The organism is Maridesulfovibrio zosterae DSM 11974 (genome assembly GCF_000425265.1).
GTDB lineage: Bacteria > Desulfobacterota > Desulfovibrionia > Desulfovibrionales > Desulfovibrionaceae > Maridesulfovibrio > Maridesulfovibrio zosterae.
Genome location: NZ_AUDC01000015.1, coordinates 115,816 through 130,744, shown reverse-complemented (window position 1 = coordinate 130,744; position 14,929 = coordinate 115,816). Strand labels below are relative to the sequence as shown.

Annotated in this window: 14 protein-coding genes; 8 read left to right on the top strand and 6 right to left on the bottom strand. The window is 41.2% G+C overall.

Annotated elements, in window-relative coordinates:
* The first annotated feature begins 527 nt into the window (after positions 1–527).
* From H589_RS19575 to H589_RS0109780, 3 genes are all read left to right on the top strand, one after another.
* Positions 528–938 (top strand): bacteriohemerythrin, encoded by a 411-nt coding sequence (locus H589_RS19575; RefSeq protein ID WP_051249704.1) that lies wholly within the window; start codon positions 528–530, stop codon positions 936–938.
* Between the two features lie 110 nt (positions 939–1,048).
* On the top strand, positions 1,049–2,575 hold the full coding sequence (locus tag H589_RS0109785; RefSeq protein WP_027721845.1) for a YifB family Mg chelatase-like AAA ATPase: 1,527 nt from the start codon (positions 1,049–1,051) through the stop codon (positions 2,573–2,575).
* A 210-nt stretch (positions 2,576–2,785) separates the two neighbouring features.
* A complete protein-coding gene (locus tag H589_RS0109780) occupies positions 2,786–3,553 on the top strand; it encodes a class I SAM-dependent methyltransferase (protein WP_027721844.1) in 768 nt (255 codons plus the stop codon).
* A 97-nt stretch (positions 3,554–3,650) separates the two neighbouring features.
* Here H589_RS0109780 and H589_RS0109775 read toward each other — a convergent pair whose 3' ends face one another.
* The 5 genes from H589_RS0109775 to H589_RS0109750 all read right to left on the bottom strand — a co-directional run bounded on the left by H589_RS0109775 (position 3,651) and on the right by H589_RS0109750 (position 7,986).
* A complete protein-coding gene (locus H589_RS0109775; protein ID WP_027721843.1) occupies positions 3,651–4,133 on the bottom strand; it encodes a methyltransferase family protein in 483 nt (160 codons plus the stop codon).
* A 162-nt stretch (positions 4,134–4,295) separates the two neighbouring features.
* Positions 4,296–4,895 (bottom strand): TetR/AcrR family transcriptional regulator, encoded by a 600-nt coding sequence (locus H589_RS20420; RefSeq protein WP_051249703.1) that lies wholly within the window; start codon positions 4,893–4,895, stop codon positions 4,296–4,298.
* 294 nt (positions 4,896–5,189) lie between these two features.
* Entirely contained in the window at positions 5,190–5,474 is a 285-nt protein-coding gene (locus H589_RS0109760; RefSeq protein WP_027721842.1) for a DUF4911 domain-containing protein, read from the bottom strand.
* A gap of 78 nt (positions 5,475–5,552) precedes the next feature.
* Entirely contained in the window at positions 5,553–6,629 is a 1,077-nt protein-coding gene (locus tag H589_RS0109755; RefSeq protein ID WP_027721841.1) for a M24 family metallopeptidase, read from the bottom strand.
* Positions 6,630–6,633: 4 nt separating this feature from the next.
* Positions 6,634–7,986 (bottom strand): protoporphyrinogen/coproporphyrinogen oxidase, encoded by a 1,353-nt coding sequence (locus H589_RS0109750; protein ID WP_027721840.1) that lies wholly within the window; start codon positions 7,984–7,986, stop codon positions 6,634–6,636.
* Positions 7,987–8,202: 216 nt separating this feature from the next.
* On the opposite strand from H589_RS0109750, the gene H589_RS0109745 reads away from it, so the two are divergent.
* The 3 genes from H589_RS0109745 (at position 8,203) to pstA (ending at position 11,483) form a co-directional block, all read left to right on the top strand.
* Positions 8,203–9,021, top strand: coding sequence for a PstS family phosphate ABC transporter substrate-binding protein (locus H589_RS0109745; RefSeq protein WP_027721839.1), 819 nt, complete (start codon positions 8,203–8,205; stop codon positions 9,019–9,021).
* A 612-nt stretch (positions 9,022–9,633) separates the two neighbouring features.
* On the top strand, positions 9,634–10,497 hold the full coding sequence (pstC, locus tag H589_RS0109740; protein WP_245577104.1) for a phosphate ABC transporter permease subunit PstC: 864 nt from the start codon (positions 9,634–9,636) through the stop codon (positions 10,495–10,497).
* A 35-nt stretch (positions 10,498–10,532) separates the two neighbouring features.
* On the top strand, positions 10,533–11,483 hold the full coding sequence (pstA, locus tag H589_RS0109735) for a phosphate ABC transporter permease PstA (RefSeq protein WP_156891705.1): 951 nt from the start codon (positions 10,533–10,535) through the stop codon (positions 11,481–11,483).
* Positions 11,484–11,578: 95 nt separating this feature from the next.
* On the opposite strand, the gene mnmL is transcribed toward pstA, so the two are convergent.
* Positions 11,579–12,538, bottom strand: coding sequence for a tRNA modification radical SAM protein MnmL/YtqA (mnmL, locus tag H589_RS19565; RefSeq protein WP_035075694.1), 960 nt, complete (start codon positions 12,536–12,538; stop codon positions 11,579–11,581).
* 234 nt (positions 12,539–12,772) lie between these two features.
* On the opposite strand from mnmL, the gene H589_RS0109725 reads away from it, so the two are divergent.
* On the top strand, positions 12,773–13,813 hold the full coding sequence (locus H589_RS0109725; RefSeq protein WP_027721836.1) for a rod shape-determining protein: 1,041 nt from the start codon (positions 12,773–12,775) through the stop codon (positions 13,811–13,813).
* A 225-nt stretch (positions 13,814–14,038) separates the two neighbouring features.
* Positions 14,039–14,929 carry a rod shape-determining protein MreC gene (gene mreC / locus H589_RS0109720; RefSeq protein ID WP_027721835.1) on the top strand — a complete coding sequence of 297 codons (891 nt, stop codon included), beginning with the start codon at positions 14,039–14,041 and terminating at the stop codon, positions 14,927–14,929.

Genomic DNA, 14,929 nt, shown 5'->3' with positions numbered 1-14,929 from the left:
TAGCGTTCAGCTGATCAATTGTGGATCGGGGATTGACTGCTTTTACAAGTTTAAACAGTATTGCCGGAGTGATTCTATCAATTTCAATGTCGCTATCAGATGCCAGCAATAATGTCTTGCGTATATCTGATTGTACGCAGGTAATGCGGAAGTGTTTTGCGAGTTTGCTTGCTTCTGTTAAATGCTGTTACAGCAATGCATACTTCACCACAGGGTAGAAGGGATGGCATTATAAATACTTTCCAAGTTCGTTGTTTGTCTGCGGACGTATTCTTATTTTTAGCTGCATTATATACATAACGCAATAATCTGTGTTTTGTACTTGTTAATGATCTTTTTTCATTCACATATTGTAATGAATTAATTCTCAAGTTAAAGTGTATGGGAACTGTGACTTATCTCTTATTGCGAATATTGTGCTCAGGATAGTAATTCGGGTAACATGCATAAAATTCATAATATTTTAATTAAAGGATAATAAGAATTCATTTCCAAGTCTTGCATCTGAATTTTTAACGGAGTCAAGAATGGGTACATTAGAATGGCATGATGGGCTTAATCTTGGGGTTAAGGAAATTGATGACCAGCATAAGGAGCTAATTAGTATCATTAATAAGGTTTTGAAGGCTTTCAAAGACGGCGAAAATGAGAAATCTATAGATCTTCTTTTAAAGCAATTACGTGAATATACAATCCACCATTTTTCTTCTGAAGAGAAATATATGGAGAAAATTGATTATCCAGATTTTAATGAGCATCGTCAGTTGCACCGCCAACTCAAAGAACGTGTTAAATCCTTGCAATCGGCGCGGTTTCATAAAGAAGATATTGAAATAGATCAAATTAAAGCTTTACTGTCAAAATGGCTGATACATCATATTTTGCGTGAGGATTATAAAATAGCTCAGTATGCAAAGAATGCTGGTCCTCAATTCTGAGCTTATTTAAAAAAATGTTGTCCAGCTCTTACCTTGATTTGATTCGCAAAACATTATATTTACAACTTAAATTATCAGAATGGTGAATTTATAACTAAAAGTAGTAGTTGATGATAGCAAAAGTATCCTGCGCCGCCCTTATGGGGATAGATGCATTTAAAGTTGATTTAGAAGTAGATTTGACCCGTCAGGGTATGCCAGCCTTTACTATGGTGGGCCTTGCCGAAGGTGCTGTTAAAGAAAGTAAGGAAAGAGTTTTTTCTGCACTTAAGAATAGTGGTTACAGGCTTCCTCCGTCTCGTATTACTGTCAATCTTGCTCCGGCAGACATTCGAAAGGCCGGCTCAGCTTATGATTTGCCATTGGCTGTGGCTTTGCTGGGGGCCGCGGGGATAATTGACCAATCTGCTCTCGAAGGGTGGTTTCTTGCCGGAGAATTATCTTTAAATGGAAGTATCAAACCTGTACACGGCGTATTGCCGGTTGCTATTGAAGCACGCAATAAAGGAGCCAAAGGTCTGATTGTCAGTGCACTAAATTCGAATGAAGCAGCTGTTGTTGAAGGGCTGGATGTCTATGGAGTTGCGACCCTTTCACAGTTAGTTGATTTTTTTATTGGTGAAGATGCTCTGGAACCTGCAAAAATTGACACTGAAATTTTATGGCAGGGACGTCAGAGCTTCGGAGTGGATTTTGCGGAAGTTAAAGGCCAGGAGCATGCCAAACGAGCTATTGAAATAGGTGCAGCAGGGAATCACAACATCCTTTTTATAGGACCTCCCGGTAGCGGTAAAACCATGTTGGCCAAGCGTATTCCAACAGTTCTTCCTCCTTTAGTTTTTGAGGAAGCGCTTGAAGTTACGAAGATTTATAGTGTGTCCGGTCGGTTAGACCGTGATAAATCCTTGATGGTTACCCGTCCGTTTCGTTCACCTCACCATACAATATCAGATGCCGGGCTTATCGGCGGCGGTGCTTATCCAAAGCCCGGTGAAGTCTCACTTGCTCATCGTGGAGTACTTTTTCTTGATGAGCTGCCTGAGTTTAAAAAGAATGTGCTCGAAGTTCTTCGACAGCCTCTCGAAGGAGGAGAAGTAACCATCTCCCGTGCTGCCATGTCACTTTCATATCCTGCTGATTTTATGTTGGTCGCTGCTATGAATCCCTGCCCTTGCGGTTATTACACTGATGATCATCATACGTGTACATGCTCCTCGCAGTCTGTAGCCCGTTATATGTCACGTCTTTCCGGTCCTCTTTTGGATCGTATCGACTTGCAGATTGAAGTTCCTGCTGTTGATTACAAAGATTTACGTGATTCCAGGGGACTTGATTCTGCTTCTATGCGGGAAAATATTGAGCGGGTAAGAGCTCTCCAATCGGATAGGTATAAGGATATAAATATTCTTACCAACAGTGAACTTTCCGGTTCTTCTCTTGAAAAATATTGTCAGTTGACTGAAGCAGAGCATACATTTCTTGAGCAGGCAGTAAGAAGTTTGGGGCTTTCAGCCAGAGCTTATACCCGTGTTTTACGAATTGCCCGGACTATAGCAGATCTAGCTGAGGAAGAGCGGATTCAGGTTGCTCATCTTGCCGAGGCTATCAATTACCGAAGTATGGATCGTAAAGGATAAGAACTTTTTTTATTAACGATTTTGACACGCCAACATGTGATATTTAGGCCATATCTAGTCTTACTTATAAAGCCTTTTTTTAACGAGAAGTTAATTTATCATTGCTAAAAGTTTTGTATTAATTTTTTTAGAAATCTCCGTACTTGAGATGTTGATTAGTTTTCCTAGCTATAATATTACCTACCAAGTTAGTTATTAATAGGAGTGTGAATGAAATCTGTCTTGTGCACCGTTACTGAGCAGCAGTCTCTCTGGGATCAGATCTTTTCTGAATCTGAATTCTATTTTGGTGAGCAGCCTAGTACTTTTGCGCAAAAAAGCTTGAAAATTTTTCAAGAGAATCAAGTCCGTACTGTACTTGAAGCAGGATGTGGACAGGGACGGGATACCTTTTTATTTGCCAAGAATGGACTAGATGTTACTGCCCTGGATTACTCTAGTAATGCTGTCAACTACGTTCAAGGATTGACGGAATTCAAAGAGCATACCCCTCGTATTGAAATGCTTTGTTACGATGTGCGCAGACCACTTCCTTTTGATGATAACAGCTTCGATGCATTTTATTCACATATGCTGATGTGTATGGAACTCACAACTGCTGAGATTGCATGTGCTCTTAGTGAAGTTCACAGAGTTTTAAAACCCTGTGGTATTGCTGCATATTCTGTGCGTAGCATTTTTGATCGTCATTACCGAGCAGGGGAACATCTCGGCGAGGATCTTTTTGAGATAGGGAAATTTGCAGTTCATTTTTTTTCTGAAGATAAAATACGCGGTATGGCCAGTGGTTTCAAACTTCTTGAAGTAGAGCGTATGGAAGAGGGAACTCTCCCTCGTGATCTGTTTTGTGTTACAATGAAGAAGTCTTCCAATCGTTATGCCCCTTCGTTTCCTCCTCTCCCCAAAAATGATGAAAGTATAGTTCCTCTGGCGAGAAACAGGTCACGAACTCAGCCGCATTGTCCAGGGGGAACGTGATAATTTCTTAAATTGCTCCAGTTGGAGTAAAAAAGAAAAAGGCCCGACCCCATTTTGGGGCTCAGACCTCTTGTAGAATTCCTGATCATAAATATTTTTATAAAATTTCTCTTAAATTAGGTACGATTGCAGGTACTTGTTTTTTGTAGTCGATATATTCTTTGCCGAAAATCTCTTCCAAATCAGCCTCCTCTTCCGGTATGTGCTGCAGAAATTTGTAATACGCGACTATGCTCATTCCAAAAAGCAGCCATGCTTGTGAGGCTATTGCGCTTCCTGTGAATACGAAGGCAATCCACGCAAAATAAAGCGGATTTCGGATAATGGCAAACATCCCTGTTTTTTCGAGTTTTTTTTCATGAAGAGCTTTCTTCATTTCCACTCCAGCTATAAACAGGATCGCAATTCCTATTCCAAGCAGGATTCCTCCGATAATATTGAAAACAGCACTAGGTAAAAAGGTCATCAGGAATAATCTCGGAAAAATTAGGGTTATAATAAGTGTTACCACGCAATAGATTATAGTCGGCTTCATAATTTTAGGTCCAACGCCATACAGTGTTCTTGTCTTAATTTTCATGTTCTGCCCCGCTGTTTTCATGTTCAGTTTCAGAAATTTGATTTGTATTATGTACAATACCGAGCATACTTTTATGATGAAATAGTTTCAGTAAAACTGTCAACAGAAACCATTCTTTTAATCCGTAGATAAGACTTGGACTTAAGACAATCTTTTCTTCATTTATTCATGGAAGAGATATCCTGCACACATTTGAACGAGTTCATTGAAAGCTTTATCAACATCTGTTTCTTGTTTTTCAATTAAGCATCTATGCATGGTTTCTTCAATGGCGCCGGTGATAAGGCCTGCTGAAATTTTATGATCTGTAACTTTAGTTTTGTCGAAGTTATCTAAAATTTTTTGAGTCTCAGCAGTGAAAGTATCAACTATAGCTTTATCTAATTCAGCCATTTTTGGATTGCGGTTTTTAAGGGCAAGCATTTCTCTATGTAGTTCTGTTGAAAGCGAATGGGCTTGACGGGCAGCATTTACAAGATATCTTGTAAGTTTTTCACCGTTATTAATTTTCTTACTGTTTTCGTAAAGATTTCCATACACTCCACGTATAATGCTCTGTGCATATGATTCTGTTACCTGATCAAGTAAGTCGCTTTTATCCCTGAAATAGCTGTAGAAAGAGCCTACAGCGACTTCTGCTTGTTGTGCAATCTCAGTTATGCCTGTCCCATGAAAACCTTTCTCAGAAAAAAGTTTCATCCCAGCCACGACTATCTTACGTTTTTTTTCTTTGCTTCTATGTTGCACCGGGGTTCTGGACATAGCTACTCCTGAATATATTCTTTTAATCTGAATATAAGTTCATATTCATATTGTCAATTAATATGAAAGAATATTCATATTAGTATAAATTCAGGAATATAATTAACTCTATTGCACAAATGATCAGGGTGGTACTTGAAATAATCCGGGGGAATTCATTTATTTCTATATAAATGGAGTTAAGACAGAAAAAGGACAGATATAACTTGGATCAGTCAATATCTGTCCTCTGAACAATAGCTGCTAAATATTGGTATATTAAAGGATACAGAAGTAAGTTGAATATTTCTGAATCTATGAATTTAAATTTGATGGATTAGGCAGAAACTTAATATTAATTTCCTGTTTAATCCCTTCCATAAATTCTTGATATTCACGTTTTTGATGTGGACTGTACCGCAACATTAGGATTCCTTTGAACCTATCAGCTATAGTAAAAAGAGCTAGATTATCCACGGCCTCAAGCAAAAATCTGAAGAAGGCAATATCGGACGGCGCTATTTGAATGTAGGAGCGACACGAATGCTCCGGCGGCAGTGGCAGCGGACGTGGGCGTGGTTTTCTTTTTTTACGAGCCATATTTTTATTGTGATACTCTTAGTAGTTATTATGTATGAGATTATAAACGGATGATAATTAATAAAACTTTGAATGTAATTACAAAATCTTATGTCCGTCTTCAGTTATTAGAACCATATACTCCCAGCGAATACCACCCCAGTCTGAATAATATAAACCGGGCTCAACGGTGATAATCATACCGGGTTTCAGCTGTCCAGATGCAACAGGACTCACACTAGGCTGTTCATGTGTTTCCAGTCCAATGCCATGACCGAGGGAATGTGTGAAGTGTTTTTCAACACCGTATTTTTCAAAAACATTTCGTGCAGTGTGATAGGCATGTTGAATGGGAAGGCCAGGGCGCAGAATTTTAATTGCTTCCATCTGGGCCTCCTGAACCTGTTCTTTGACCTTTAAAAAACGGTCAGAAGGTTTATCACCGACCCAGAAAGTGCGAGTTTGATCAGAGCAGTAGTCACCCATACGCCCACCCATGTCGATAAGAACCAGATCACCGTCTTTAAGTTTATCATTTCCGGGTATTGCATGGGGCAAAGCCGCATTGGGACCTATTCCGACAATTGTAGGAAAAGAAAGTTCAGTTGCTCCGTTGTTACGGAAAAGTTGTTCCACATCCCACGATATTTCGGCCTCAGTGCGTCCTTCCACTAACTTAGGCTGAAGAAGTTCATAAACCTTATGGTTCAAAGCACACGATTCTTCCATCAGTCTGATCTCGGTCTCATCTTTTATAAGCCGAAGATCTTCAATAAGTCCTGATACAGCTTTCAGATTGCAAAGTTCTTTCAGCTTTTCATGCTCAAAGAGACTGATTGATTTAGGATCATATGAAAGTTCTGAAATGGAATTTAATTTAAAAAAATCACGAAACAAATCATATTTTCGACCTGAGTATATGAATATATCCTCTTCATTCCATACCCTGCGTGCGGCGTCGAGGTATCTGGGATCAGTTAGCAGAAAGTCACGGCCGTCAGGGCATATTATCAGCCAGCCGGCAGTCTCATTACACTGAGGATCATGAAGTTCAAATCCGCTTAGGTAGTATCTGTTTGCAGCAAAATTGACCAATAAAGGGGGGAGACCGCGATCTTTAAGACGTTTGCGGACGTTCTCACGCCTTTGCTCGTAAGTGGCGGGGGAAATTGTCATTTTTTTAGCTGATCCTGTATGTGGTTTCGGGCTTGGCACTGATCATCCTTTCAGCCCATTCTACTCCCTGCATGACAGAATGATCCATGTTGGACACTTCATATTTCCAGCCACCGAAACGACCGCGAGAATAAATATTCATGGATTCAAGTGCAGGTTGTAGAATCTTTAACGCTTCATCGCGTTGCAGGCAAGGGATAGGATAGCCGTAATCAACATTAATTGACCAGCGTGAAATGATATTTTCACGGTCACTGTTTTTAAGCATTGTTGTTTTAACGAGCCCGTCCTCAACTTCATGAAGAATATTATCCGTATTGATTAATTTGTCTTTGGAATAAGATACTTCACACATTAATGCGCGTCCCTGACCCGGAATTGGTGTATTGTTAGGAGAGTAGTTGTGAAAATTGGTCACCCTGTAAAAAGGGCTGTCGCTTTCAGGGAAATACATCCAGCATCGAGAGTCTGGTTTTGATGTGGAAAGTCCTACTCCAGCAACTACAACACCATTATGCTTGAGTTTTGATGCAGCATTAGTAAGCTGACTTGATGGTTGAGAAAGCCATTTGTTCGTTAGAATATCAAGGGGCGCAGTATTCAATAAATATTCATAGTTATAAATATTACCTTCAGAATCTGCCACATTTTTATCCTGCTGATTAATGGCGATAACTTGAGTATTATATTTAATAAACCGAGAAACAGTATCTGCAAGCTTGCGATATATAGTTCCAGTTCCTCCCTTGAGAGGAAAACGAAATTTATTATTAGGTCCCCATGAAAGCTGATCGCGTTCGAGAAGAATATTTTTCAGCACAGAGCGAAGATCAATAACACTGACTCTTTCACCTATCCATGAAAATGCCATATCCTTCGGATAAGTTGCCCATACCTTATAGTTATATGGGTGCATAAAATATTTGGCGATGCCTTTACCAAATACACTGTTAATCCATTCCTCAAAGTTATGGGGAGTTGTTTCAGGTCTTTCACCTGGCAGCAGTCCTCTAACACATTCCCATTTTTCCTGATTAGGAAGGTAGCGGATGTTGTTCTGGAAAGGATAAGGAACCCATGTGTTCAGTGTTCGCACCCATGATTCCCTTAAATGCTCAATGTATTCATCCTGCAGAAGTTCGTCGAGAAGGTCATCGTAATATTTGTAATGAGAGAAAGCTACATGGCCACCGATATCCCAGGTAAAGCCTTTTTCGTCTGTGAAACTGGAGGCAAGTCCTCCTGCCCAGGAATTTTTTTCCAACACAATGAAAGAATTTTCCCCTAATTCAGAAAGCCTTCGAGCTGCACCAAGCCCCGTAGGACCCGCGCCAATAATGACATACTTGGTTTTCATAGGACTTTCTCCGTACAAAATTTATTTTTTAGGAATAAATAAAGCAAAGGGTATGCCAGTGAACAAAAATAAGAAATTTAGAAAAAACATACTGTAACTGAGCTTTCTCTTGGTCGTAACAGGTTTGTAACCAAGTTCAGATAGACCTTTGTGCAACGAAAGAAACGGACACGATCTAACTGTGTTTGAAAAAAATCTACATTCGGAGGAAAGGTCATGAAAAAAATTATCGCACTCGTAGCTATTATGGTTATGGCATTTACAGGTTCCGCATTTGCCGGAACTCTTCAGGTTAAAGGTTCTACCACTGTTCTGCCTCTCATGCAGAAGGCTGCTGAAGCTTTCATGAAGGCTAACCCTAATGTTTCCATTTCCATCTCTGGTGGAGGCTCTTCAAATGGTGCTAAGGCACTTATCGACGGCACAACCGATATCGGAATGATGTCCCGCGATATGAAAAGCAGCGAAATCGAGAAAGCAACAGCCAATGGCCGTGCTCCTGAGCAGTTCATTGTAGCTCTTGACTGCATTGTACCTGTTGTTAACCCCGCAAACCCGGTAGGCGCACTAACTAAAGCTCAGTTGTTCGGTATTTATACTGGTAAGATCACTAACTGGAAAGAGCTTGGCGGCGAAGATGCAAAGATCGTTGTGATTTCACGTGATACTTCTTCCGGTACCTATGACTGCTGGAAAAGCAAAATAATGAAGAAAGACGGTAAAAAACACCGTGTATTCCCAGGGGCTCTGCTACAGGCTTCCAATGGTGCTGTTGCACAGGCTGTATCAAAAAACAAAAAAGCAATCGGCTATGTTGGTCTTGCTTATCTGAATAAAGAACTCAAAGGTGTATCTGTAAACGGAATTTCACCTTCTGTTGCAGCTGCAAAAGACGGATCTTACCCGATTGCACGTGGGCTTAATCTTTATACTCCCGGTAAACCAACAGGCGAAACAAAAGCTCTCGTTGATTTCATGATGAGTCCTGCCGGTCAGAAACTTGCTGCTGACACTGGTTTCATTCCTGTAAAATAGTAAATGGTTTTGATGGTCCTAGTCTAAAATAAAAGTACTCTGGGGAGCTGAGGCTCCTCAGAGTACTTATTCTCAAACATACTTACTTATTGTCACTTAAAATTTTATATCAGGGGAAAAGTCGTGATTACGTCCCGTAACATCTGTTTACTTCTTATCATACTGTCAGTTTTCTCCGGAGTTTATGCCTATAAACTCGGTACTAAAACTGAAGCTGAACAGATTTTTATTTCCGCTACAGATAAAGTAGCGCAGAGGGGAGACTATTCTATGAGCCCTATTAGTGTGCTCAAGAAAGTCATGATGCTTTCCACTCATGAAGTTTCAGAATCTATTGAAGAATCAGGTCTGACAAAGGCTGAAAAAGAACTCAGAGTGAAAGAGCTTAATTCAGACTTGAATTCAATTTACACATATGTCCGGACAAACGCAGCTGCAATGGGCGCTAAAAAAAATGAGGATGGAAATTTCAACCTCATTAAATCAAGTACCGAATCAATGATCTCAGCGCGTTCAAGTGGATGGTATCTTTTCAGTCTATTTTTAGGACTGGCAGGAATTGTAATTTTCATAATCTCATTTTTTAATTTTAGCAGAAGAACTACAGAGCGTATTATACATTCCTGCTTCCTCGTAACTGCATTTACTTCTGTCCTAGTTCTCTTTTTAATTATGGTTTTTCTATTTGTCGAAGGATTGCCGGTCTTTCACTATGTCTCATTACCTGATTTTATTTTTGGATTTGAGTGGTATCCTACTGATGAACCTCCAGCTCTTGGAATCTGGCCGCTTATTGTCGGGTCCGGTGCGGTTACAATGCTTTCATCTCTTATCGCGGTTCCACTAGGAGTCATGACGGCGATTTATCTTGCCGAGATTGCATCTGCGCGAGTACGCAGCATCGTTAAGCCTGCTGTCGAAATGCTGGCGGCACTTCCTTCTGTCGTTATCGGTTTTTTTGGTATGGTAGTTGTTGCTCCTTTTTTACAGGATACATTCGATATCGCAGTCGGACTAAATCTTTTTAATGCATCGGTAATGCTTGCATTTATGGCGGTCCCAACAATTACCAGTCTTTCTGAAGATGCTCTTTACTCCGTGCCACCAGAGCTTAAAGAGGCTTCACTGGCTCTTGGCGCAACTCATTGGCAGTCTATATACAAAGTGCTTATCCCTGCTTCCTTATCCGGGATTTCTACAGGAGTTATTCTTGGGATGGCCCGCTCCATAGGTGAAACAATGGTTGTGCTAATGGTTGCTGGTGGTGCCGGACTTCTCCCAACTTCAATATTTGACCCAGTTCGCCCTATGCCTGCATCTATCGCCGCAGAAATGGGTGAAGCTCCCTTTCATAGTGAACATTATCATGCACTGTTTGCCATCGGCATGGTGCTCTTTTTGTTTACCATGGCATTCAACCTTATTGCTGATTATGTAGCACATAAATACAAGCAGGTCGGTTCCGCGACTCTGTAGTCTGGATACCTGAAGATATAATTATGAGGAATAAAATGAATAATTCCGCTGAAACTTTAGAGCAAGTGAATTCCATGATGGATAGTAATGATCTGGTCGCAGAGACCATGCTGGAACCGGGGCATGGAAATTATTCCATAAGAGAAAAAATTGAAAAACTGGTTTTCTTAATTTTCAAAGGAGCCGCTGTTATTAACGGGCTCGCTCTCATCATAATTTGCGGATTCGTCCTTTATTATGGTCTTCCCGCCATGAGTTGGGAGTTTTTGACTGAATCTCCGCGAAATTCTATGACCGAAGGTGGAATTTTTCCATGTATAGTGGGGACAATAGTACTCAGCTACGGTGCTTTACTTATTGCCTTGCCATGGGGAATTGCAACAGCTATCTACCTGAATGAATATGCGACATCGCCTAAGCTTGTAAGAATTATCCGTCTTGGTATCAACAACCTTGCCGGAGTTCCTTCTGTTGTCTTTGGATTGTTCGGACTTTCCCTGTTTGTGACTGTTATGGGGATGGGGGTCAGTATTATGGCCGGGGTCTGCACTCTTGGAGCATTGGCCTTACCTCTCGTAATCGGGGCATCTGAAGAAGCTTTAAGATCTGTTCCACAGACATACCGTGAAGCTTCACTCGGACTTGGCGCAACAAAATGGCAGACAATTTATAAAGTAGTTCTTCCCGCTGCGCTACCGGGTATGCTTACCGGAGCCATCCTGACCCTTTCACGCGCTGCAGGTGAAACTGCTGCAATTATGTTTACCGCTGCAGTGTTTTTTACTCCGGAAATGCCGCAGTCACTTTTTGATGATGTAATGGCGCTTCCTTATCATATTTATGTGCTTGCAACCGCAGGTACTGAAATAGAAAAAACACGCCACATTCAGTACGGTACATCATTAGTTCTTATTGCACTCGTTCTGGGCATGAATTTGATAGCAATCTATATCCGGGCAAAGATGCAGAAAAAAATAGGTCGATAAATTTATATTCCCACACTCTTGACCGTGCTTGAAAAGGTTCGTGTTCTCACTGAGAATGCGGGCCTTTTCCCATTAATATGATTTGACTTTATAGTTTAAAGTGGTGGTTTACAGTCCGGATTGAACCATTGAGGCAGCGTTTTTGAGGCATCCGGGCGAGCGCTGCCCTGCCATAAATGGTTATCCTTCATTTTCATGTTGATTGCATTTAGAACCTTGCGTTTTATACGCGCCCATTCAGGGGCAACAAGTTCACCTGGTACAGCATCAGCCCTAAGGCGATGAATGATTATGTCAGGTCTTAGTATGGAAATGGCTCTGACCAGCATCTCCACATACTCATTCTGCTCCAGCACCTTATATTTACCTGATAGATATAGTTTTTGAAGAGGTGATCCTTCTCCTACAAAGAGATTATGAAATTTAATGCCGGACACAGGAAGTTCATTCAGGAATTGAACTGATTCTAAAAATTCTTTTTCTCCTTCACCGGGAAGCCCGGCAATAACATGAGCACAAACATCAATACCGTTGGAGTGAGTAAGTTTCACCGCATCTGCATAGCATTTAGCATCATGGCCTCTATTGATGCGTTTAAGGGTCTTATCATTCGAGCTTTGAAGTCCAAGATCAATCCATGTTTCTTTTAAATCAAGATTCTTAATCAATCTAAGCTTTTCTGAGTCGAGACAATCTGGGCGGGTACCAATACAGATTCCGACTAATCCGGGAAGGCCTTTAAGTTGGTCCAGAGCGTGTTTCAATTCTTCGGCACTGCAATATGTATTTGAATATGATTGCAGGTATGCAAGATAGAGTTTTGTCGAATAAAATTCGCTAAGTTTATTTTGCCAGTAAGCCCACTGGTCTTCAATATTCATGGCTTGTTCATGCAGTCCTGAACCTGCTCCTTGAGGACTGCAGAAGATACATCCTTTATGTGAAATTTTTCCATCACGGTTTGGGCATGTAAACCCGAAATCCAAGGGTATTTTTTGGACGCGCTCACCGAAGGTTTGCTTCAGGCGCGCTGCTAGTCCGTAAAAACGGTTCATTTAGAATCCTTATTTTTGAATATGTTGGCTGAGTTACGGTGTATGTTATGAAAATAAATAAAAGTTACAATATATTAGTAGGCTGAAACTACACAAGCAAGATATATGTAATGTGTTGCTTGTGACAGTTTCTTCTGCTAGTTAACTCAAAGGAATTTCTTTTGATAGACGGGAAGTCCGCTCTGTGCGTGGCATTTTTATGAATCACATTTTTTTTGGAGTTTCCAGTATAATATGGCTTCAATTTTTGATAAGATACTCGGTTCGTTTTCAAGTGACCTTGCCATTGACCTCGGTACAGCTAACACCCTGGTCTATGTTAAAGGCAAAGGCGTTATGCTCAGTGAACCCTCTGTTGTTGCTGTGAAGAGGGATGTCAACGGGGGTAGCAAAGTTTTAGCTGTCGGGCTTGAAGCCAAGAGAATGCTTGGTAGAACACCCGGTAATATTGTTGCTATCAGACCTATGAAAGACGGTGTTATTGCTGACTTTGAAGTCACTGAAGCTATGTTGCGCCATTTTATTTCAAAAGTCCATAACAGTCGCAGACTAGTGCGTCCGCGCATAATGATCTGTGTGCCTACGGGAATTACTCAGGTTGAGAAAAGGGCAGTTAAAGAAAGTGCCCAGAGTGCCGGAGCCCGTGAGGTATATCTCATTGAAGAACCCATGGCTGCAGCTATAGGTGCAAATCTGCCTATTACCGAACCTACTTCCAACATGGTTGTAGATATCGGTGGCGGAACTTCAGAAATCGCAGTTATTTCCTTGTCCGGTATTGTTTATGCCCGCTCTGTAAGAGTCGGTGGTGATAAAATGGACGAGGCCATCATGCAGCATGTGAAGCGTAAATACTCCATGCTTATCGGTGAAAGTACTGCTGAGAACATTAAAATTAAAATCGGTTCCGCATTTCCGCTTGAAGAAGAGATTGAGATGGAAGTCAAAGGTCGTGACCTTGTGACTGGTATCCCACAGAATATTCTCATTACTTCAGAGGAAATCAGAAAAGCTATTTCAGAACAAGTGGACTCAATTGTTCAGGGGGTACGTGTTGCCCTTGAACAAACTCCTCCTGAGCTTGCAGCAGATATCGTAGACCGTGGTATAGTTCTTACCGGCGGTGGCGCACTGTTAAAAGGCCTTGATCAGCTTCTCAGTCAGGAGACCCACCTGCCTATCACTGTAGTTGATATGCCGCTTGATGCTGTTGTTGTAGGGTCCGGGAAAGCTTTAGATGAAATAAATATCTATAAAGACGTAACTATTGATTAATTCTGCTTTTTGCGGATGAATCCAGTATATCGATTGCTACTGAGGTCATAGTTTTTCGGAGTTATTTCTTGAGAAGCTATGGCCTTAGATACAATTGAGTTGCAGCCAGCGGATAGTTGAAAATTTCCAGATAGGCTGGATTCTTGTTTTCAGAGTTATTGTTTTTCATTTTTTCTGATTCAGCGTTTTTTTAATCTCTGTTTTTACATGTTCAGAGGATTAAGTGTGAAGCTCAAGCGTGCCGCTATAGCCGTCATCATTGCTCTTTTTGTTTATCTTAGCCTGTACTCATGGAATTTGAGGTCCGGGCAGCTTGACCGTCTTTCAGCTTTTACTGGCCTTGAAATTGTTAAATGGGTTTTATGGCCCGGTGAATGGGTTCATGATAAGTCCGAGGCTTTCTGGGATGAGTATATTTATCTTATAGGGCTCAAGCAGCTCAATGACCAATTGAGTTCCCAGAACAATCTTATGCGGCTTGAGATTATGAAGTTGCGTGAAAAGGCTGCCGAGGCGGATCGCTTTCAAAAACTTTTGAATATCTCTCCTGTTGACGGCTGGACCACAGACGGAGCGCGGATTATTGCTCACAGAATGGGACCGTCCGCAGCTCTTGATTCTGTTATTCTGGGGAAGGGTATCAGTTCAGGGATTCTGCCCGATACTCCGGTAATGACTTCTCGTGGAGTTCTCGGGCGTATTGTTCAACCTGGGCTTACTGCTTCCAAAGCCATGCTGATTTCAGATCGTAATAGTCGTATCTCAGTGCGAGGGCAGTTAAACCGTTCTGCCGGATTACTCATAGGTAACGGGGAAGGCGAACCGCTTAGTGTTAAGTATGTGAAACTTAATTCTGCCGTTAATGAAGGCGAGATTCTTGTTACTTCTGGACTTGCAGGTATTTTTCCCCCCGGATTACCCATTGCAAAAGTCGTTTCTGTTGAGCGGTCAGACATTTCACTTTTCCTTAAAATTGAAGCTGTTCCTCTCGCGGATATGAAAAACACTGAAGAAGTGCTTCTTCTTCAACAGTTTAATCCGGTTAACGCCACAGGAGCGAATTCCAACTCCACTTCTATAGGTACAGGCAATAGAACCACTGCCTTGGGAGAGTAG